Here is an 18,557-nt window from a genome sequence, read left to right as displayed (position 1 = left end):
GGTTTCCGTGCCCTCGAGCACCACTATATTTGCCTGATGCGGTTGCTGTGAAAACCCTAGAGGTAGCTTTTCCGGCGGGATCGGGAAAAATGATCGCCCTACGAGGTCACACGAGCGCGTGCTCGCGGATTTCTCCGTCCAGCGCCTCCCCGTTGATCACGAGGTAGAGCGTCCCCTCCGTGCGCGACAGCGATACCGAGTTGCGACGCTCCAGCTTCCCGGCAACGCGGTCGATCAACGCCCGATCGAAGGAGCGGATCGCGATCTCCTCCGCCCGATGGATCGTCTTGCCCGCCCACCCGCGGAGCAGCGCTTCGGGCTCGCGATGCGTGTAGACGGCGGCCCGCCGCGCGAGCTTGCTGCCGTGGTGCAGCCGCTGAGCGTCGGGCGCCCCCACCTCGATCCATGCCGTGATCTGGCCGGTGAGGTCGCGCACGAGCACGGCGGGCTCGTCCGTCGAGGAGATTCCGCCGGCACCGAAGGCGATCCCCTCGTCGTACTCGAGACAGTACGCGAGGACCCTGGTGACCATGAATGCCTCGGTCTCCGAGGGGTGCCGCGCAACCTTCAGCGGGAGCGTCTCGTACACCCCGCGGTCCACGTCTGCGAGATCGATGTCGAAACTGTGAATCGTTGCGCCGATGGCCATGGTGCCCGAGCCTAGTGGCTCAGCTTGCCTGCTCGGTTCCGCGGTCGACCGCGGCGATGATCTCACCCAGTTCGTCGCGGAGCGCGAGGAGACGATCGACGGGCATGCCGAGCCGATCGATTACCGCGGGCGGCACGTTGAGTGCGCGCTCGCGAAGCGCGCGTCCGGTCTCGGTCGGGACGAGGCTGAACGTGCGCTCGTCCCCCTCAACAGGCTGCCGCTCGATCAGTCCGTTCTGCTCGAGCCGTTTGATGATCGGCGACAGCGTTGCCGGATCGAGCCGCAGCATCTCGGCGATTTCGCGGAAGCGCAGCGGGGCGTCACCCCAGAGCGCCAGCATGACCAGGTACTGCGGGTGCGTGAGCCCGAGCGGCTCGAGTATCGGTCGGTACACGCCGATCACGCTGCGACTCGCGACCGCGAGCGCAAAGCACACCTGTCGGTCGAGCTCGAGCAGATCATCGGAGGGTTCCACCATGTCACCACCCTATCTTGTTTGTGCCCAAACGATCGGGTAGCATTTCGTTCGTGCCCAAACGAAAAAGACGACTCTGGCATCCGACCCCCTACGACGGCCAGCCTGGCTTCTTCAATGCCTGGCTGCGTTTCTTCTACCAGTTCGAGGGAACCGCGGATCTCGGCGACCCCAATGAGCCGCCCTACGTTCCGCCGGCCGATCCCCGCTGCCCCGTCTGCGCGCAGCCGATGAAGGACCACCGGATCGACCGCGGCGGGCCTGGAAAGCCGACGCACCTGTCCTGCCCGCCGGCGATTCCGGCCGACCACGATGCCCCACCGGCATCCTCAGCGGGGAGCGAGGAGCCGAGGGACGCTGCTCGTTCCTCTTCCTGAGCAGGAGAAACCGGGCAGCCACGCACAGCAGGCGAGCGAGCGGCGCAGCGGGCAGGAGCTCGACCGAACGACGGCATCCACGACGCCACCGCCCACAATGCCTCCGCCTACGGCGACACCGCCCAGGGCCCGGGCGGCGCGGGGTGCTATCGGCGACGCGCCCGCTTCGCCGGTCGCGTCCTGGCCGGCTGCCGGGAAAACATGGCGACGGCGAGCATCGCAGCGCCGAGCGCAACGAACAGCACGGCCACCCAGGGCTGATCGGCCCACATCCACTGCGCACCGGCCGAGCCGAAGGTGAATGAGCCCGCCCCGAGGACCATCGCGATGCCAATCGGCAGCAGAAACAGGCGGCTGCGGTTTCGGTTCTCGATCATGAGCCACTCCCTCGTAGTTTCTTCCATGCTACCGCGCTTCTCGCGCTTCACCAGGGATTTTTCCGCCACTGCCAACCCTTGCCCGACCCGCATCGGGCGACCTTCGCACCCCCTGAGTCGGTGACCTCGCACGCTCGGAACGTCACCTTGGGGCAGGCTCCATTGCCCGAGCCGTAGAATCAAGTCGTGCGCCACGCTGCAGTATTCGCGCAGCGCACCCGTCGTGCCCTCGCTTTCCCCCTGAGCAAAGGATCTCGTCTCGTCATGTCCGCTTTTCCCCCGACCCCGCCCGCGCCCGAGTACTCCCAGCAGCCGTACGCACCGCAGCAGCCTGTTCCGCCCACGAACACGCTCGCGATCGTCGCTTTCGTCGCCTCGTTCTTCGTCAGCCTGGTCGGCATCATCTGCGGGCATATCGCTCTGGGTCAGATCAAACGGTCCGGTGAGCGAGGCCGCGGGCTCGCGCTCGCTGGCACTATCATCGGGTATGTCATTCTCGCTCTCGAGGTGATCGCGGTCATCGGGGTGATTCTCCTCGTGGTTCTCCTGCCGAATTACTCGTACTCGAGGTGATCGCCGGGCGGCCGTCAGCGCCGCCGGGGAACCCCGTCGCGCGCACGAGTCACCGCAGCAGGATCAGGAGCAGGCCCGTGACCGCGGCGACGGCGAGCCCGCCCCCCGCAGCCCACACCCCGATCAGGGCCTCCTTCGGCAGCTTCCGTCGGAGTCGCTGACCCCCTGCACCAACCTCGTTGTCGGCCGGCCCCGCTCGGAGGAGCCGAGGGGCCGGCACCCGATCGTCGAGGTACCTGTCGCTCTGCGACCAGGCGAGCGCACCGATCGTCGCCCGGAGCTGCGCGAATCGCTCCCGCACTCGCGGATCGAGCAGGTCGAACCCGCCCTCCCGGTAGACGATGAGCTGGTTGTCTCGAATCTCGACGTCGAGGTCGCCCGCCTCGTCGATGAGGAGCGCCATGAGATCGGGCGTGAACACGTAGAGCGCGTCCCGTTCATAGCCGTTCGGGGCGTAGAGCTGGAAGTGCGAGTCGAAGTCTCCCTCGAGGGAGAGCGCTTGTCCGGCGCGGGGTCTGGTCACCATGCCGCGGCCGTTCCGCGTGGCGTCGAGCACCATGTGCGGGAGCCTCCGAGGCAGCGTGATCGCGAAGTACCCGAGGGTGATGCTGCGCTTCGGCGCAGAGACGGTTACCGTTCGCCGAACCTCCAGGCGTCCTTTCCTGCTCACCTGGGTGGCCGAGCGCGAGCCGCCGGTGATGGTTCCGGCTTCCCACCCGTCGCCGACCACCTTGTCGCGAGCAGTGCCGTTCGACACCTGCTCCCACAGGGTTCCTCCGAGCGCCGGTGGGTCCCCGGCCTCCTCGTAGCTCCAGCCGTTTTCATGTGCCATCTGGGCAATTGCGGTGTTCATGACGCCTCCTGCGTGTCACATCGTAGCGACGCGCAGGAGGCGTTCCGGCGCCCCCCGCCTCATTTGAGCGCCGATTCACCCACGGTCTCACCCAGACGACGCGGCACGGGAGTGCCGCGGGACGCCGGTTCTTGCCGTCGCCCCTGCAGCGCACCCCAAACGGCTAGGGCGCGGGGTTGATCACACGGCCCCAGGTGCTCTTGTTGCCCCAGATGTTCTGGCGGAGGCCCTCGAGCTGCAGCACCTGGCTGTGGTCGACGAAGAGGTTGACCTCGTTGCCATAGTTCTTGACGTACCACTCGAACACGGGCCCGTCGGCGGCCTCGAACATCACGTTCTCAAGTCCGAGGCCGTTGATAATCGCAGCCGCGGCCCCGGTGTTCCACTCGGTCACGTTCTCCGTGATGCCCTCGGACTCGATCATGATGATCGAGGCGCCGGCTTCCAGAGTGCGCTTGCCGCGGTCGATGAGATCGCCGATGTCCTTCTTGCCCTCTGCCGCGAGCTCGGCCTCGCCGGAGTCTCCCCCGGATCCGATCTGGATACCGAGCTCGGGCTTTGCCTTCAGCCCTGCCTTGACGACCTTCTCGACCAGCCGCTGCAGGCCGGAGGTGTTGAGCATGATGAAACCGGTCGAGATCTCAATGACATCGAAGCCGACCTCCTTCGCCTCCTTGAGATAGTGGTCAACGGCGTCGTCCCCGTAGCGCAGTACAGTTTCGATCCACCCACCGGAAGAAACGTAGGCGTCGTTCGCGTGGGCGATGTCGCTGAACTTTCGCACCTGCTCGGTTGGCGCGAGCGCGAATGATCCGCCGGCCCACTTGATGCCGTCGACCCACTGCCCCGCGATCTCGAACACGTCTTCAAGGTGACGCGTGCCGAAGGTGGCATAGTAGGGCGCCCGCACCTCGGTCATACCGAAGGTCCGAGGCTTTGCCGGCCGGTAGGCGCGGGGAACGAAGTTGAACGAGACGTCGTGCGGAACTGCATTGGACATGATGATTCCTCTCTCTGTTCCTGCTGTGCAGGCGGGTTCGTTGCGTGCGGGGACTCCGTGCGGGTCAGTGCTCCTGATTCCTGGAGACCCTCCCGAGGGCATCGGTGAGTTCGCCGACCGTCCGGTTCTCGAGGTCGTGAACGATCTCGTCGATCTCATTCCGAAGCGACTCGCTCGCGAACGGGGACGCGAGCGAGTCGAACTTCGCTCGTGCGGAGGACCAGTCGAACGGGTTGTCGTGGAATCCGAGATAGCTGTCCTGAGACGAGGAGAACGCGGTGCCGTCGACGAGCTCCACCCGAAGGTCCGCTGGCATCTGCGCAGGGAAACGGTCGGAGAACTCCTGCTTCGGAATGATCTCGATCCGTGTCATCAGGCTCTGCACGTCCGAGGCGACGATCCGCTCTGGCTCGTACTGGGCCGGGGTCAAGACGCCATCCAGGAGGACGACCGCGAGCATCCAGGGAAGCGAGTGGTCGGCCTCTTCCTTGGTGCGCACCAGTCGCTTGTCTCCCTCTTCCCCTCCTCCGATGATCGAGTAGGCCACGTCGAACGTGTGCAGCCGAATCTTCTCGATGGCCCGCACGTTAAAGCCGTCCTGCGCCCGGATGTCCTGCGCCGCGTCGAGCGCGGACTGCGAGTGGATCTCCGCGTTGTGCTTCTTGATGATTGTGCCGAGCACGCTCTCAAGGTTCTCCGCGGACCAGTCGATCTCGAACGGCCCTGAGACCGAGTCCTTGAACCCCTTGTTCCCCTCGAATACCTGCTCGGGACCGGTGATTCCACGAGAAGCAAGGAGCGCCGCAAACGTTCCTTCCTTGGAGACGTGCGGATAGGCCAGGCCCTTCCAGTGGCTGAGGTTTCCCGTTCTCGTGACGCGAAGCGCGACGTTGGCGGTACCCGCGATCGCGATCGCGTTCGCGATCTGATCGGCGGGAAGCCGGAGCGCCTTTGCTGCACTCGCAGCGGCGGCAAAGGCGCCCTGCGTGGTGTGGTCGAACCCCTTTGCGCGCACCGGAGCCACATCGGAAAGCCGCGTGTGCACCTGGTACGCGACCGCGATCGCGGTCAACAGTTCCTTCCCGGAGGCCCCGACGCTCTCGGCCGAGGCGAGCACGGCACCGATGTTGTCGGAGGGGTGGTTCGTCTCTCCCTTCGCGAGGTAGGAGTCCATGAAATCGAGGTAGCGGCTCGCGGCGCTATTGAAGAACGCGGCGCGTTCGGGACTCGTCTTTCCCCCTCCGATGAGGGTCGCGTCCGGGGAACCCCCGAGGTCGTCGAGGAGCTCCCGGATCGCCACGATCGGATCAGCATCGAGGGCCCCGATGGCGACTCCCAGCGTGTCCAGGAGCCGGATTTTCAGCTGCTCGAGGGCCTCCGGACTCAGGTCCTCGAACCTCGCCGAGTGAACAAATTCTGCAAGCTGCTGTACTTCGGTCACGTGCACCACCCAATTCATCCGATGAAGGTTTGCCTAACCTCAGGCTATGAAGCTCGGCTCGGAAGGTCAAGGGAAGGTTTCGCCGCTCGCAGCAAGTGCTGAGAGAGGAAGGCCTCGCCGAGGTGTCGCGCACCCCACCCGCCCTTCGAGTTCCGCGCGATTGCATTTCTCCTGTCAGCGCCGAACAAAGAATGAAGTGCAGCCTTATCTTCATCTGATGTATGCTCAACGCGCACATTCACACAGACGTCGGAAAGGCCACCGCATGCCCGTCTCTCCCTCGAGGATCCGCAGAACGGCGCTCGCCGTAGCCGCAGCGATTCTCACCCTCCCCATCGTTTCCGCTGTTCATGCCACTGCGGCAGGGGCCGTCGAGCAGCCGGAACGGCAGGCGCCCACACCGCTTCAGTGGCACTCCGATCGTTCGATCACCGGCACGCCTGGGCTGGCGTTCGGATCGACCGTTTCTCAGGAATCCTGCGACATCAACGGGAACGGCATCCCTGATCTCGCCGCCGGAAACTCCCAGACCTTCGATTCCAGCCCCGGCGCGATCGGCGCTTACGTTCTGTTGGACGTCACCGAGGACACAGCGTCGGGCCCGATCGAGGAGCGCGGCGCCGTGCGCATTCTCGACAGCGCCGAGAACCCGATGGGAGGGGTCGACGTGCGCTGCGCGGGCGATGTCAACGGTGATTCCTTCGATGACCTGGCCGTCGTGGCCCAGGGCAGCGCGGTCTACATCGTTTTCGGGGCCGCTGACTTCAGAGAGGTCGCCCTCGATGACCTGGGCACCCGAGGCGCGCGCTTCAGCGGTTCCGTCACCCGAGCGATCGGCGTCGGCGATGTCACCGGTGATGGCCGGGCCGATGTCGCCGTGACGGACACGAGCGGCGATGTCACGCTGCTGAGCCCCACTGCGGCGTCGGGTCAGGGCACGCTCAAGCAGGCACCGGGAGTCCGAATCTCGGGTCAGGGCATCGATCTCGTTTCAGCGAGTCGAGCGGGAGACGTCAATGGAGACGGCCGGGCAGATCTCCTCGTCGGCGCACCCGCGCGGGGACCGGAGAGCTCGCCGGGGAACGGCGCGGGAACCGCGTGGGTCCTGACCGACCTGAAACGCGACATCGATCTTTCCTCTGGAGACGTTCCCGGTTTCCGGATCGACGGGCCGGCCCGTGGATACGACCTGATCGCGGGATCATCGGTGGGGATCGGCGACATCGACGGAGACGGCTTCGATGACCTCCTCCTCGGAGGCGACTCCGACGAACCACTCGCGGGGAGCGGGGTCGTCGTCCGCGGGTCCGCTGAGCGCGAGAGCGTGTCAACGCATCCCGAGTACGCCACCGAACCCGCCGTGCGTGGCGCACAGAGCGGAACGCCGCGCGGATGGTGGATCAACGGAATCGCAGCTGGGGATCACTTCGGTCACGCCGTCGGCGCGGCGCGCATGCAGGGCTGGTCCGTGCTCCTGATCGGCGGGATGGATGGGGCGTTGGACGCGGCGCCGCGCGGCGCCGGCTATGTCGCGGCGATAGATTCGCGAGCGCTCGTCACCGGTGCGCTCCCGCTCTCCGCCTCGGGGGTGCTCAACGCGGCAGATCTGCTGCGCCCGGCAGCGCCAGGAGACAGCTTCACGGGCGGCGCCGTGATCGGCGGCACCGAGGCGTCCCAGCACCTGGGCCGGTCGTTCGGCGACCTCACCGCAGATCCGAGAGGATCCCGCGTCACGTTCGCTGCGGGCGCGCCCGCGTCCTTCACCTGGAACGGCGAGGTCCCTTCGGTGCGGATCCTCTCCTTCACCGCCACCCGGCCGGCACCCATCGCGGCCGAGGCTCCCGCGGTACCCGCTCAGCCAGGATCGGAACCGGCGAGTTCCGCGCCCGGAGCGAAGCAGCCCCAAGGCGCCTCGCCCACGACACCGAGCGCACCCGCAGCGTCAGCGCCAGCGGCGTCTTCGCAATCGGCCGACAGCGGAGCGACATTCAGGGCCGACGGAGCGGCTCCGCGCCACACCGCGCTGTCACGAACCGGCGCGGAAGACCGGGGCCCCGCGCTCATGGCGCTCGCCGCCCTCGCCGGACTCGCGGCCGTCAGCGGAGCAGCGCTCATGGCGCGCCGCAGACACTGAGCCGGGAGCCCGGTGGGGCGCTCACTCCGAGCGGTTGTCGGCGACGATCCTGCCCTCGCGCATCGTGATCAGGTTCCTGGTCATCCAGATCTCGCTCGCTGGACCAGCAAACGGGTCGCGATCCGCGAGTGCGAGGTCCGCCGTCGCGCCCTCGGTGAGCCGCCCTGCGCCACGCGGCGTGCCGAGCAGTTCGTGCGAACCGCGCGTGTAGCCGTCGAGCGCCACCGCGAGGGGGAGGGCCTCACCGGGCAGGAGCGGCTCGGAGTCGGGTTCGCCAGGCGCGCGCCGATTGACGGCGACGTGCAGAGCCTGCCACGGATCGGGGGTCGACACGGGCCAATCGGACCCGAACGCGAGCGTGGCTCCGCTCCGGAACAGGGATCCGAAGGGGTACTGCCAGCTGGATCGCTCCTCCCCCAGGATTGGCAGGGTGAGCTCCACCATCTGGGCTTCCAGAACCGCCCACAGCGCCTGGCAGTTCGCGGTCACGTCGAGCGTCGCGAAGCGAGGAACGTCGACGGGGTCGACAACCTGCAGATGCGCGATATGGTTGCGGACGCCCGCGCGGTCGGCCGCTGGCACCATCTCGACCGCGTCGAGCGCGTACCGCGCCGCCCGGTCGCCAATCGCGTGGAAGTGCGCGTGGAAGCCGCGCGCGTTCAGCTTCGGGACCAGGACCTTCAGGTCCTCGGCGGAGAAGTAGGCCAGGCCCCGATTCTCGTCGCCACCGCCGCAGTCGCAACCGCGGACGTAGGGCTCGTTCATCGCCGCGGTGAGATTCTCGGCGACGCCGTCGACCATGATCTTCGCCGTGCTGGTACGGAAGCCGCGGGCGGCGGCCTCGTCGCGGCGCCGCTCGAAATCAGCGACAACAGCATCGGGGTCGATCGGGGAATCCGGATCGGACAGCGCGCGAGTGACCCAGAGCGCGCCGGAGACGTCCGACTCGAGACCCCCCTCCACTTCAGAGGCGTACGCCTCGGTCACGTCCGGGTAGCCGGCATACTCACCCAGGATCGCCTCCTGCCAGGCCGTGATCCCCAGTCGGTGCAGGAGTTCCTGCCCGCGGAGCAGACCGGATCGGCACTCCTCCATCGTCGTGGGAGGAAGCACGTGGGCGAAAAGCTCCTGCGCGCCCTCCTGCATCGCCCCCGACGGCGTGCCGTCCGGGTGCCGTTCAAACCGACCGTCGGCCGGGTCGGGCGTACTCGCGTCGATCCCGGCGATCTCGAACGCGCGCGAGTTGGCCCACGCGCCGTGGTGATCCGCGTTGATCAGGAAAACAGGACGATCCGGCACCACCGAGTCCAGGGCTTCGCGCGTCGGGATCCCGCCCTCGAAGAACGACATGTGCCAGCCGCCGCCGAGGATCCACTCGCCCGTGTACTCCGCAGCGTACGCGGCGATCTGCGCCAGGGTGTCCGCCGCATCGACCGTGTTGCTCAGGTCGAGGCGCCCGAGCTCGACGCCGCCGAACACGGTGTGCACGTGCGCGTCGGCGAAGGTCGGGTGCAGCAGACCGCCGGCGGCATCGATCCGCTCCGCGTCCGCGGCCTCGGGCAGCGCGGCGATCGCCGAGCTCTCGCCGATCGCGGCGATCCTGCCGTCGCGGATCAGCACCCCGCGGTCGGGCACGGGGGCTCCGGCGAGGAAAGCGGTCGCGTTGAGGAAGAGGGTCCGGGAGGTCATGCGTCGGCTCCGATCGTTTCGGCCGCCGGTGCGGCGGAGGAAGGGGATGATTCGAGATTGGGGCTCGCGGTGCCGGAGCTCGAAGGCTCGGCGAAACGAGATGCGTAGACGATGATCGACCCGGTGATTCCGGCGAGCGCGGTCATCACGATGGCGAGCGGCAACGTGCCGAAGCGGTCGAAGAGCTGCGTCGAGATCAACGGGCCCAGCGCGACGCCGATCACATACACGCCGTTCACGAGAACGCTCGCGCCCCCGTCCTTCGACAGGGAGGCGGCGAGTCCGAACACGAGCGGGAGCATAGCGCCGAACACGAAGCCCCACACCGCGCTCGCGGTCGCATACATCGCGGGATCCGCGATCAGGATCAGCCCGAGCTTCGCGAGCGCGCTCACGGAGAGCAGCGCCGCGAGGGTCGGGGTGCGGCCGAACCAGCGATGCAGGAACGGCGCGACGAGAGCGCCACCCAGACCGCAGAAGATCGACAGTGAGAAGATCATCGGAACGAAACTCTCCGAGACCGGCATATCGCTCTCGCCCACGATAATCCCGACGAGGCCGTATACGCCGTCGTCGGTGATCGACCACGCGCCAAACCCAATCGCGAGCAGCCAGCCGATCCTGCGCGTGCGCCGGGCGGCCGGAGTCACGACCGCCCTCGCGGCGCGCAGCGACGCGGGCGCCGGCGGGGCCGCGTCTCCCGCAGAAGCCGCCGAGGCGGCCGTCCCGACGACCGAGACGATCGCGGTCTCCTCGGGCAAGCGCGGAAGCCAGTGCGCGCCGACGAACCCCAGAATGCCCGGGATCGCGAGGATCAGGAAGAGTTCACGCACGCCGCCGCCGACGAGCGGGATCGCGAGGAACGCGACCGCCACGACGAATCGGTTGACGATCATAACGACGGAGGTCGCGCGATCCGGGTCCGGCGTCGCCGAGACCGCGGCCGTTGCCGCCGAGATCACGAGACCGGAACCCACTCCCCCGGCGATCAGGGCGATCATGCTGACGCCCGCCGTCGGCCAGATCGCGCCGGAAGCGAACGCGAGCATCATGACCGCGAGCCCGATCCGCGCGATCGCGACCCGGTTGCCGCGCTGCACCGCCCGCCGCGACGAGAGCACCGCGACGGCGTTCGCGAGCGTCATCCCCGTTGCGACCGCACCGGCGGTCGTCACTTCGACCCCGAGCTGATAGACGAGCTTCTCGACGATCGATGGCACCAGGTTCGCCGGAAGAAGCGCAAACACCCAGGTGGTGATGAGCGCGCCCATTGCGGGAGTTCCCGCGCGTTGGCCGCTTGTTCGGGGCGGTGTCATGTGAGCTTTCCTCTTCGTTGGGGTGAGCTGGGAGGGTTCGGTTTGGGGCCGCCGCGGCCGCACCCGCGGGGCGACGGCGCCGGATCAGGGGGTTGAAGCGTCTGCCTCGCGGGCGGCGATGAATCGCTCGGGATCCTCGCCGAGGAGACCCGCCAGGAGGTGATCGATCATGCCCGCAAGGTGCTCGCGCCGATCCGTGTCCTCGGGGAGCGTCGCGAGGGCGGCGCTGAGTCTCGGATGCGCGTCCTCGCTCACCTCGCTCGCCTGGAACGGCGGGGCGAGCAGGTCGAAAGCCGCGCCCATGACGATCGCATCGATGGTGCCGATCAGGGGCACGATTCGGGTTTCGGGGACGCCGAGGTCCGCGAGGGTTGCCGCGAGCTCCTCGTACAGCCAGGTGAGCTCGTCGTCGTGCAGTGGCTCGGTGATCAGGTGCGGAACGAGCGCGGGGATCTCTGAGGCGAAGGCCGCGTAGGAGCGGACGATCCTCGACAAACGCTCGCGACCCGAGCTCTCGCCCAGCTGCTCACGGAGCCGGTGGATCCAGTCGCGTCGGAGCAGGTGGACGATCGCGGCCTTCGAGGGAACGTGGTGATAGATGGAGGACACCCGCACGTCGAGTTCGCGGGCGAGCTGTGCGAGGGTGAAGTCGCCGTCGACGCTCAGGCGCCGCACGGCATCGAGGATGCGTGCTTCGCTGAGCAGCGGGGTGAGGGGTCGCGCCATCGCAATCCAATCGTCGGGTGACCTCACGCTAATCGAACGCCGCTCGATTATCAAACCGAATGGCGTTCGATTAATCAAGCCGGGAACCTATACCCGCTGAAGCCGACGAATCGACACATTCCCCGTGATCGAAAAGAGGACTCGAAACCTCGCTCACTGCGCGGGCGACCATGCACGCTGAATGGGGAATACTCTCGTCCTCTGCTCCGGCAGCCACGCAATGACGACAGGCAGCGCCACCACGAGCGTGAGCGGAAGCCAGCTTTCCGGCAGGAGGGCGAATGGCAGCCGGTTCTCCCCGCTCATCCCGGCGAGAAAGAGACTGGCTGGCGGGATCGCGAGCGCCACTAAACGGCGCACCGTCCGCCAGACGGACGCTTTCGCTCCCTGCAGCACGAGGTCGACGGCAACGACGAAAGTCCCCGTAAACGTAATCACGCTCCCCCAGAAATAGTCCTGGGCCTGCAGCATCGCTGATTCTGACGCTTCGGAAGCCATCGACAGCATCGAGCCGGCATCCGGCCCAGTGGCCGAATCCGCAGCCAGCTGCGCACGAATGCTCGCTGCAAATGCGCCGAAGAGTTCCCCCGGGTCCCAGACAACGATGAACTGGTAAAGCAGAGCCGCGGCATAGACCAGGGCGAGCACCGATCGAATGGCTCTCGGAGGCGCCTCGAACACGATTCGCAGAAGACACAGAACCGAGACGACACCCACGGCAAGGACTGTCACGCATGAGAGAGATTCGACCAGTGGGAGAACCGCCCCGCTTCCCCAGGGCCCATGAGTCGTTTCCATCCCGCTCCACTCTGACCTGCCCACTGGGCTTCCACGCAGCGTACTCGCTTTCTCGCGCGAAGCTGACGCCTCGGCGCCGCGACGGGCGCGCCGAGGCGTCAGAGCGCGAGACCCAATGCAGCTTCCCGCCGAACTAGGCCCGAAGCTCCCGTTCCAACGCTGCCGCTGCCCGCAGGACCGAGCGATCCCGGCCGGGCTTTCCGATGATCTGGATCGACTGCGGGAGCGCACAACCGGGAACCCAGATCGGGATCGAAATCGCGGGCCACCCGAGCACGTTCCAGATCACCGTGAGCGAGGCGAGCGGCCCACTCGCCGCCGTTGCGCCGGCCTCGGGCGCGAGGATCGGCGTGGTCGGGCTGATCAGGAGTTCGTCATCGGCGAATCGCTCGGCCATCGCTGCACGCGCGCGGGCGATCTCAGCGCGCGCCGATCGCACCTCCTCGTCCGTGACCTCTGCACCCGCGCGCAGGTTCGCGAGCACCTCGGGCTGGAACCGCTCGGGCGAGCGCTCGACCCGATCCTCGTGGATCAGGTAGGCCTCCCGCGACCGCACGACCCGGTACAGCTCGTCGAAGTCGAACACCTCGCTCCCCTCGGGGAAGAGCGCGCCGTGCTGCGCGGGTACACGAGAGATCGCCGCATCGTAGGCCTCGGCCGGAGCCGCATCGGCGACCTGGGCGCGAAGGTCATCCAACGCGGTCAGCCGAACGCTCGCCTCCCCGTCAGCGGCGGGGGCAGAGAGATACCCGGCCTCACGCATAACGAGGTCGATGCCCTCCGCATCGGAGGCGAGGAACCCGAGCGTGTCGAAGCTCTGCGAGAGCGGGAAAGCGCCGGCCGTGTCGATCAGCCCGAGCGTTGGCTTGAAACCGGCGACACCGCAGAGCGCCGCTGGCACCCGCACCGAACCGGCGGTGTCGGAACCCACCGAGTACGCCACCACTCCCTGCACCACCGCAGCGGCCGACCCCGAGCTTGATCCGCCGGAGACCCGCGACTCGTCGTACGGGTTCGGCACGTATCCGAAGGCCCCGGAATCGCCGCGGATTCCGTACGAGAACTCCTGAGCGTTCGTCTTCCCGACGATGATCGCGCCCGCATCCCGCAGCCGGGTGACGATCTCCGCGTCCGACTCCGGGACGTTGTCGCGGAAGAACTCGGAAGCCATCGTGGTGCGCAGTCCGGCGGTGTCGATGACGTCTTTGATCGCGGTGGGGACGCCGTCGATCCGACTGAGCGGCTTCCCCGCGGCGCGTCGCTGATCCGAGGCGGCGGCCGCCGCCAGGGCCGAGCCGTCGACGGTGATGAACGTCTTACCGGATGCCGCGGCTCGCTCGAGCGCGCGACGGGTGAGTTCCTCGGAACTCACCTCGCCCGCTTCCATAGCAAGGACCTGTTCAGATACCGATTCCATCTCGCCCACCTCCAGGGCCCGGTCGGGGCTCGTCCGCCTCGGTTCGACCGTACCGCTCATGCCCATGAGGGCTCGTCCTCGCCCGCTGCCTCAGCGCCGCGGTGCAGCCCGCGGCGCTCCTCTGCCTCGACGGCAGCGGGGACGACGGGCACCGCGCGCGTGATCGGGACCTCCTTCGGCGCGAACAGCACCGCAATGAGAGCGATCAGGTTCGTGACCAGCAGGTATGCGGCCACCGCGACGTAGCTTCCGAACTGCGTGTAGAGCATGGTCGCGAGGATCGGCGCCGGAGCGGATGCCACGATGCCACCGACCTGGTAGGCGACGGAGGTGCCGGTGAAGCGGACGCTCGGGGTGAACAGCGTCGCGATGAAACCGGATACCGTCGCGTACACGAAGGAGTGGGCGATCGGCATCGCAATGACGAGCGCCGCGAAGACGCCCCAGCCGCCCAGGTTGAAGAGCCAGAAGATCGGGAAGGAGCACGCGACGGTCACGAGCGACCCGACGATCATCATGCGGCGGCGGCCGAAGCGGTCCGCGAACGTGGCGACCAGCGGGATCGCGAACACGTCGAGCAGTGCGCCCGCGCCGACCGCGAGCAGGATCATTCCCCGATCAAACGTGAGATTCGAGGTGCCGTAGGAGAGCAGGTAGACCGTCGCAACGTAGAACAGGGTGTTGGATCCAGCGAGCGAGAACACACTGACGATCAGGGCGCGCTTGGAGCTGCGCAGCATCTCGATGAACGGGATCTTCTGGCGCGCGGCGGGCTGCTCGAGCTGCTTCGCGGCCTCGAACTCCGGCGACTCGGTGAGCTTCAGGCGGATGGCCATGCCGATCACGATGAGCACCGCGGAGAAGAGGAACGGGATCCGCCAGCCCCACGCCTGGAGCTGCTCCTCGGGGAGCAGCTGGACGAGGAAGAAGGCGAAGCTCGAGAGCACGACACCCGCGGGGACCCCGGCCTGCGGCCAGCTCGCGTAGAACGACCGCTTCGATTCGGGTGCGTGCTCGAGCGCCATGAGCACGGCGCCGCCCCACTCCCCGCCGACCGCGACGCCCTGGATCACCCGTGCGGCGACGAGGAGGGCGGGCGCGAGCAGCCCGACCTGATCATAGGTCGGGAGCAGGCCGACGAGGAACGTCGAAAGGCCCATCATCAGGAGCGACCACACGAGCATCGACTTTCGGCTGAAGCGATCGCCGAAGTGCCCGAACACGATGCCTCCGAGCGGGCGCGCGATGAACGCGACGGCGAAGGTGGCGAGGGACGCGAGGGTCGAGGCCGTCGGGTCAAGGTTCGGGAAGAACTGGTGGTTGAAGACCAGCACGGCCGCGGTTCCGAACAGGAAGTAGTCGTACCATTCGACGGCGGTCCCGATGAAACTCGCGAACGCCACTTTGGCTGGCGAAGTTACCTGGGGCCGGGCTCCGGCGGAGATGTTCTGGGTCATGTGGGTCCTTCTGGTTCACGACGCTCCCTCGCGCCTGCCGACCGGCATCGCCGCTCTGCGATGACCGTTTGCCCGCACCTCGCGTTCACATTGACACTTCTTGCAATCGATTGCAAGGTGGGGGTGACTAGTACGATATGGACAATCGAGCAGCCCGTCAAGTGGCGTTTTGCCCGATCGGAAGGGGCAGGGATGACGAGGCACGGCGAGTCGGCACGCACCCCCGTCCCGACCCTGAAGGAAATCGCCGACGTCGCGGGGGTGCACGCCTCGACCGTGTCGCGAGCGCTTCGCCCCACTCGGCCCGGGCGGGAGCCGAGCGCTGAGGTGCGGAGAATCCGGGCGCTCGCGGACGAGATGGGCTATCGCCCCAACTTCATCGCGGCGGGGCTACGCACCCAGCGCACCCGCACCATCGGCGTCGTCATCCCGCGTCTCGCGGACGGCGTGATCGCTTCGCTCTGCCAGGCGATCGAGGCGACGGCGACCGCGGCCGGATACCAGATCCTGATCGCGACGCCCCCCGACGAGGTGGAGCCGCAGCTGCGCAGCATCGACCTGCTGCAGGACCGCCAGGTGGACGGCCTCCTCATCACCTCCCTGCACCTCGGACACCCGGAAATGCTCGCCCGCATGCGCGCGAGCGGCGTACCGACGCTCGCGGTCAACCGGACCGGGAACGACTCGATCACCGCGGTCACCGCCGACGACCGCACCGGGGGCAGGCTCGCGACGGAACACCTGCTTGAGCTCGGCCACCGGCGGATCGGCATCATCGCGGGGCCGCGCCACGCGAGCACCGCGTGGCGTCGCACGCTCGGGTATCGCGACGCGCTCACGCGGGCCGGAATACCCGTCGATGATCAGCTCATCGTCCATACGGATTTCGAGGTCGAGGGCGGCATCGCCGGAGCGAATCTCCTGCTGGATCTCCCCGAGCCGCCGACGGCGATCTTCGCGGTCAACGACACGGCAGCGGTCGGCGCCCTCGGCGTGGCCCGCGACCGCGGGCTGCGAATCCCGGACGATCTCTCGCTCGTCGGCTACAACGACATCCCGCTCGTCGGCCAGCTTCCCGTGCCACTCACAACGGTGCGCTCCCCCGCCGCGGAGGTCGGGGTTTCTGCCGTGGAACAGTTGCTGCTGGGGATGTCAGGTGGAGAAATGTCCGCCAGAACACTCCCCGTGGAACTCATCGTGCGAGGTTCGACGACGGGCCGGTGAGCGCCGCCTGGATCGAGTTCCCGTAGTGCTCGAGCAGCGCTTCCCGGTCGGCTCCCGTGAGTGCCGGATCCTCGAGCAGCCAGAGCGCGTAGGCGAAGCCGCCGACCATCGCGGCGGTCGCGTGGGCGCGCAGGCCCGCATCGGGACCCTCGAGGAGCTCCTCGAGAGGCCGCACGATGCCGAGGCTGTTCGCCTGGCGCAGGACCTCCCGAACCGAGGGGACCTCGCTCGCCCGGAGGAGCGCGAGATAGGTCTTCCGCATCCCGGGGCTCGCGTCGAGGAGGGCGCCGACGATGCGCCGCCCGAGCGTCTCGACCGGCGGGGTGATCGGCAGCTCGAGATCCACCAGCGCGCGCATCGTTTCGAGAAAGAGCGTCTCTTTTGTATGGAAGTGACGAATCACCATTGCCGGGTCAATTCCGGCCCTGTGGGCGATCTGCCGCACGGTGGTCGCGGAATATCCCTGTTCAGAAAAGAGGTACGAGGCGGCAGCGAAAATTTCACCCTTACTGTCAGTCTCGGAATGCCGCATGGCACACAGTATGCACTAGTCAACTTAGTTGACCATCGGGTGAACGCGAGGCAAAATTACTTCCCGACGACCGCCCGGGATCCCCGCCCGAGCGCGCAGCTCCACCGGCCTTTCCCGGGGCCGCACCACCGTCGTTCCCGCCTCCGACCGACCTCACCCGAGGAGAACTATGAACCACCGCATCACCGGTGTCACCCCGCTTCGATGGTTTCATCACCTTCCCGTCGGCCCGATCCTGAGCCGGGCCGGGCGCCTCCTCCCGGTCCCGAGGCGGACCCCGCCAGCAGACCTCGTCGTCACGAAGGAGGAGGTCAACTCCCACGTTCACGTTCGGTTCATCCGCCCGCGAAACCGCACGGGGCCCCTCCCGCTGCTGCTGTGGATGCACGGCGGCGGACACGTCGGCGGGGCGCCGGAACAGGACGATCGCGCCCTCATGGCCTTCGCGCAGGAGCTCGGGATCGCCGTCGCAGCGGTGCGATACCGGATCGGGATCGAGGCCCCGTCCCCCACCTCGGTGACCGACTGCTACGACGCCCTCACCGCGATCGTGAACCGGGCAGAGGAGCTCGGTCTCGATCCGGATCGAGTGGCGATCGGCGGGGCCAGCGCCGGTGGCGGTGTCGCCGCCGCACTCGCGCTGTACGCCCGCGATCACGGCGGGCCGGTCCTGCGGCTGCAACTGCTCATCGCCCCCATGCTCGACGACCGGACCGCGCTCCGCGAGGACCTCGATCACGCCCGGCTCTGGACGCCGAAGCACAACCGCTTCGGCTGGGAAACATATCTGCGCCGCGAGCCTGGCAGCGAGGACGTCACCCCCTACGAGGCCCCCGCCCGAGCGACCGCGCTCGCGGAGCTCCCCTCGACGTGGATCGGCGTGGGCACCGAGGATCTCTTCTTCGACGAGGACACCCTGTTTGCGCGACAGCTCAAGGAGGCCGGGGTCGAGACCGAGTACGTGCTGGTCGAGTGCGGCTACCACGGCTTCGAGGCGCTCGCGCCCGACAGCCGCGCGGCCCGGCAGTTCTGGGACGCGCAGGCGAACGCGCTGCGGGCGGCGCTGCTCGACGATGCCGAGCACACCCGCGCCCCAGCGAGAGATCGCTAGTCTGATGCAATGGGTCGCCGCCTGCACACGACCGGGCTCGTGAGCGACGCCACGGCCCCCTCCCCGCATTCATCTGAGACACGGACGGCATCGTGCTGAGCTTCCTCCTGGCCCTGCTCTCCGCCGCGGGAACGGTCCTCAACTTCGTCGCCATCAAGAGCTTCTGGCTCCAGGTCTTCGTCGTCGCGATCGCGATTCTGTCGATGATCGTGTACCGCGGTGGACGCACGCGAAAGTCCTACGAGCACGACGGCACCCGAATCTTCACCTTCCGGTTCGCGTTCAACGTGCTCTGTTTCATGGGCGCTCTCGGCCTCCTGATCGGGTGGTTCTTCGGTCTGGGATGATCCAGACGGGCGAATCAAGCACCCGAACTCGCTCGCTCGGGCGCCCCTGCGCAACGCCCAG

The 18,557-nt window shown here is 67.5% G+C and carries 19 protein-coding genes; 6 read left to right on the top strand and 13 right to left on the bottom strand.

From position 1 onward, the window contains the following. Nucleotides 1-106 precede the first annotated feature (106 nt). Together JD292_RS00845 and JD292_RS00840 are read right to left on the bottom strand one after the other, a co-directional pair. On the bottom strand, nt 107-649 hold the full coding sequence (locus JD292_RS00845) for a YaeQ family protein (protein WP_200130838.1): 543 nt from the start codon (nt 647-649) through the stop codon (nt 107-109). Between the two features lie 19 nt (nt 650-668). Next, nucleotides 669-1,127 carry a MarR family winged helix-turn-helix transcriptional regulator gene (locus tag JD292_RS00840; RefSeq protein ID WP_200130837.1) on the bottom strand — a complete coding sequence of 153 codons (459 nt, stop codon included), beginning with the start codon at nt 1,125-1,127 and terminating at the stop codon, nt 669-671. 50 nt (nt 1,128-1,177) lie between these two features. Here JD292_RS00840 and JD292_RS00835 point away from each other — a divergent pair, with 50 nt between their 5' ends. After that, nucleotides 1,178-1,501 (top strand): hypothetical protein, encoded by a 324-nt coding sequence (locus JD292_RS00835; RefSeq protein WP_233613118.1) that lies wholly within the window; start codon nt 1,178-1,180, stop codon nt 1,499-1,501. 146 nt (nt 1,502-1,647) lie between these two features. On the opposite strand, the gene JD292_RS00830 is transcribed toward JD292_RS00835, so the two are convergent. Continuing rightward, complete coding sequence (locus JD292_RS00830) at nt 1,648-1,878, bottom strand: hypothetical protein (RefSeq protein WP_200130836.1); 231 nt, start codon at nt 1,876-1,878, stop codon at nt 1,648-1,650. 264 nt (nt 1,879-2,142) lie between these two features. On the opposite strand from JD292_RS00830, the gene JD292_RS00825 reads away from it, so the two are divergent. After that, nucleotides 2,143-2,451 (top strand): DUF4190 domain-containing protein, encoded by a 309-nt coding sequence (locus tag JD292_RS00825; RefSeq protein WP_200130835.1) that lies wholly within the window; start codon nt 2,143-2,145, stop codon nt 2,449-2,451. A 49-nt stretch (nt 2,452-2,500) separates the two neighbouring features. On the opposite strand, the gene JD292_RS00820 is transcribed toward JD292_RS00825, so the two are convergent. The 3 genes from JD292_RS00820 to JD292_RS00810 form a co-directional block, all read right to left on the bottom strand. Then, nucleotides 2,501-3,304 carry a hypothetical protein gene (locus JD292_RS00820; protein ID WP_200130834.1) on the bottom strand — a complete coding sequence of 268 codons (804 nt, stop codon included), beginning with the start codon at nt 3,302-3,304 and terminating at the stop codon, nt 2,501-2,503. 163 nt (nt 3,305-3,467) lie between these two features. After that, nucleotides 3,468-4,304, bottom strand: a complete 837-nt coding sequence (locus JD292_RS00815) for a phosphosulfolactate synthase (RefSeq protein WP_200130833.1) — start codon at nt 4,302-4,304, stop codon at nt 3,468-3,470. A 64-nt stretch (nt 4,305-4,368) separates the two neighbouring features. Beyond that, a complete protein-coding gene (locus JD292_RS00810; RefSeq protein ID WP_369411098.1) occupies nt 4,369-5,745 on the bottom strand; it encodes an MmgE/PrpD family protein in 1,377 nt (458 codons plus the stop codon). Between the two features lie 265 nt (nt 5,746-6,010). Between JD292_RS00810 and JD292_RS00805 the strand changes: the two genes are divergently transcribed. Further along, nucleotides 6,011-7,879, top strand: coding sequence for an FG-GAP and VCBS repeat-containing protein (locus tag JD292_RS00805; protein WP_200130831.1), 1,869 nt, complete (start codon nt 6,011-6,013; stop codon nt 7,877-7,879). 21 nt (nt 7,880-7,900) lie between these two features. Here the strand turns inward: JD292_RS00805 and JD292_RS00800 are convergent, their stop codons facing one another. The 6 genes from JD292_RS00800 to JD292_RS00775 all read right to left on the bottom strand — a co-directional run bounded on the left by JD292_RS00800 (nt 7,901) and on the right by JD292_RS00775 (nt 15,282). After that, complete coding sequence (locus tag JD292_RS00800; protein WP_200130830.1) at nt 7,901-9,568, bottom strand: amidohydrolase; 1,668 nt, start codon at nt 9,566-9,568, stop codon at nt 7,901-7,903. Continuing rightward, on the bottom strand, nt 9,565-10,884 hold the full coding sequence (locus tag JD292_RS00795) for an MFS transporter (RefSeq protein WP_200130829.1): 1,320 nt from the start codon (nt 10,882-10,884) through the stop codon (nt 9,565-9,567). The genes JD292_RS00800 and JD292_RS00795 overlap by 4 nt, the downstream gene beginning before the upstream one ends. 84 nt (nt 10,885-10,968) lie before the next feature. Beyond that, nucleotides 10,969-11,610, bottom strand: a complete 642-nt coding sequence (locus JD292_RS00790) for a TetR/AcrR family transcriptional regulator (RefSeq protein ID WP_200130828.1) — start codon at nt 11,608-11,610, stop codon at nt 10,969-10,971. A gap of 153 nt (nt 11,611-11,763) precedes the next feature. Beyond that, complete coding sequence (locus JD292_RS00785; protein ID WP_200130827.1) at nt 11,764-12,291, bottom strand: hypothetical protein; 528 nt, start codon at nt 12,289-12,291, stop codon at nt 11,764-11,766. 250 nt (nt 12,292-12,541) lie between these two features. Then, on the bottom strand, nt 12,542-13,825 hold the full coding sequence (locus JD292_RS00780; protein ID WP_200130826.1) for an amidase: 1,284 nt from the start codon (nt 13,823-13,825) through the stop codon (nt 12,542-12,544). 56 nt (nt 13,826-13,881) lie between these two features. Beyond that, the gene (locus JD292_RS00775) at nt 13,882-15,282 is read right to left on the bottom strand and encodes an MFS transporter (RefSeq protein ID WP_200130825.1); all 1,401 of its coding nucleotides are present in this window, start codon (nt 15,280-15,282) and stop codon (nt 13,882-13,884) included. Nucleotides 15,283-15,474: 192 nt separating this feature from the next. Between JD292_RS00775 and JD292_RS00770 the strand changes: the two genes are divergently transcribed. Continuing rightward, complete coding sequence (locus tag JD292_RS00770) at nt 15,475-16,506, top strand: LacI family DNA-binding transcriptional regulator (RefSeq protein ID WP_200130824.1); 1,032 nt, start codon at nt 15,475-15,477, stop codon at nt 16,504-16,506. Here JD292_RS00770 and JD292_RS00765 read toward each other — a convergent pair. Then, a complete protein-coding gene (locus JD292_RS00765; protein WP_200130823.1) occupies nt 16,475-17,038 on the bottom strand; it encodes a TetR/AcrR family transcriptional regulator in 564 nt (187 codons plus the stop codon). The two genes, JD292_RS00770 and JD292_RS00765, sit on opposite strands and share 32 nt — an antisense overlap. Before the next feature lie 169 nt (nt 17,039-17,207). Between JD292_RS00765 and JD292_RS00760 the strand changes: the two genes are divergently transcribed. Both JD292_RS00760 and JD292_RS00755 read left to right on the top strand, forming a co-directional pair. Next, entirely contained in the window at nt 17,208-18,149 is a 942-nt protein-coding gene (locus JD292_RS00760; RefSeq protein WP_200130822.1) for an alpha/beta hydrolase, read from the top strand. Between the two features lie 92 nt (nt 18,150-18,241). Beyond that, nucleotides 18,242-18,496, top strand: coding sequence for a hypothetical protein (locus JD292_RS00755; RefSeq protein ID WP_200130821.1), 255 nt, complete (start codon nt 18,242-18,244; stop codon nt 18,494-18,496). Nucleotides 18,497-18,557 lie beyond the last annotated feature (61 nt).

It is taken from the genome of Leucobacter edaphi (assembly GCF_016522535.1).
Taxonomy (GTDB): domain Bacteria; phylum Actinomycetota; class Actinomycetes; order Actinomycetales; family Microbacteriaceae; genus Leucobacter; species Leucobacter edaphi.
The sequence above is the reverse complement of the archived record's forward strand: the minus strand, read 5'-3'. Positions and strand labels throughout refer to the sequence as shown.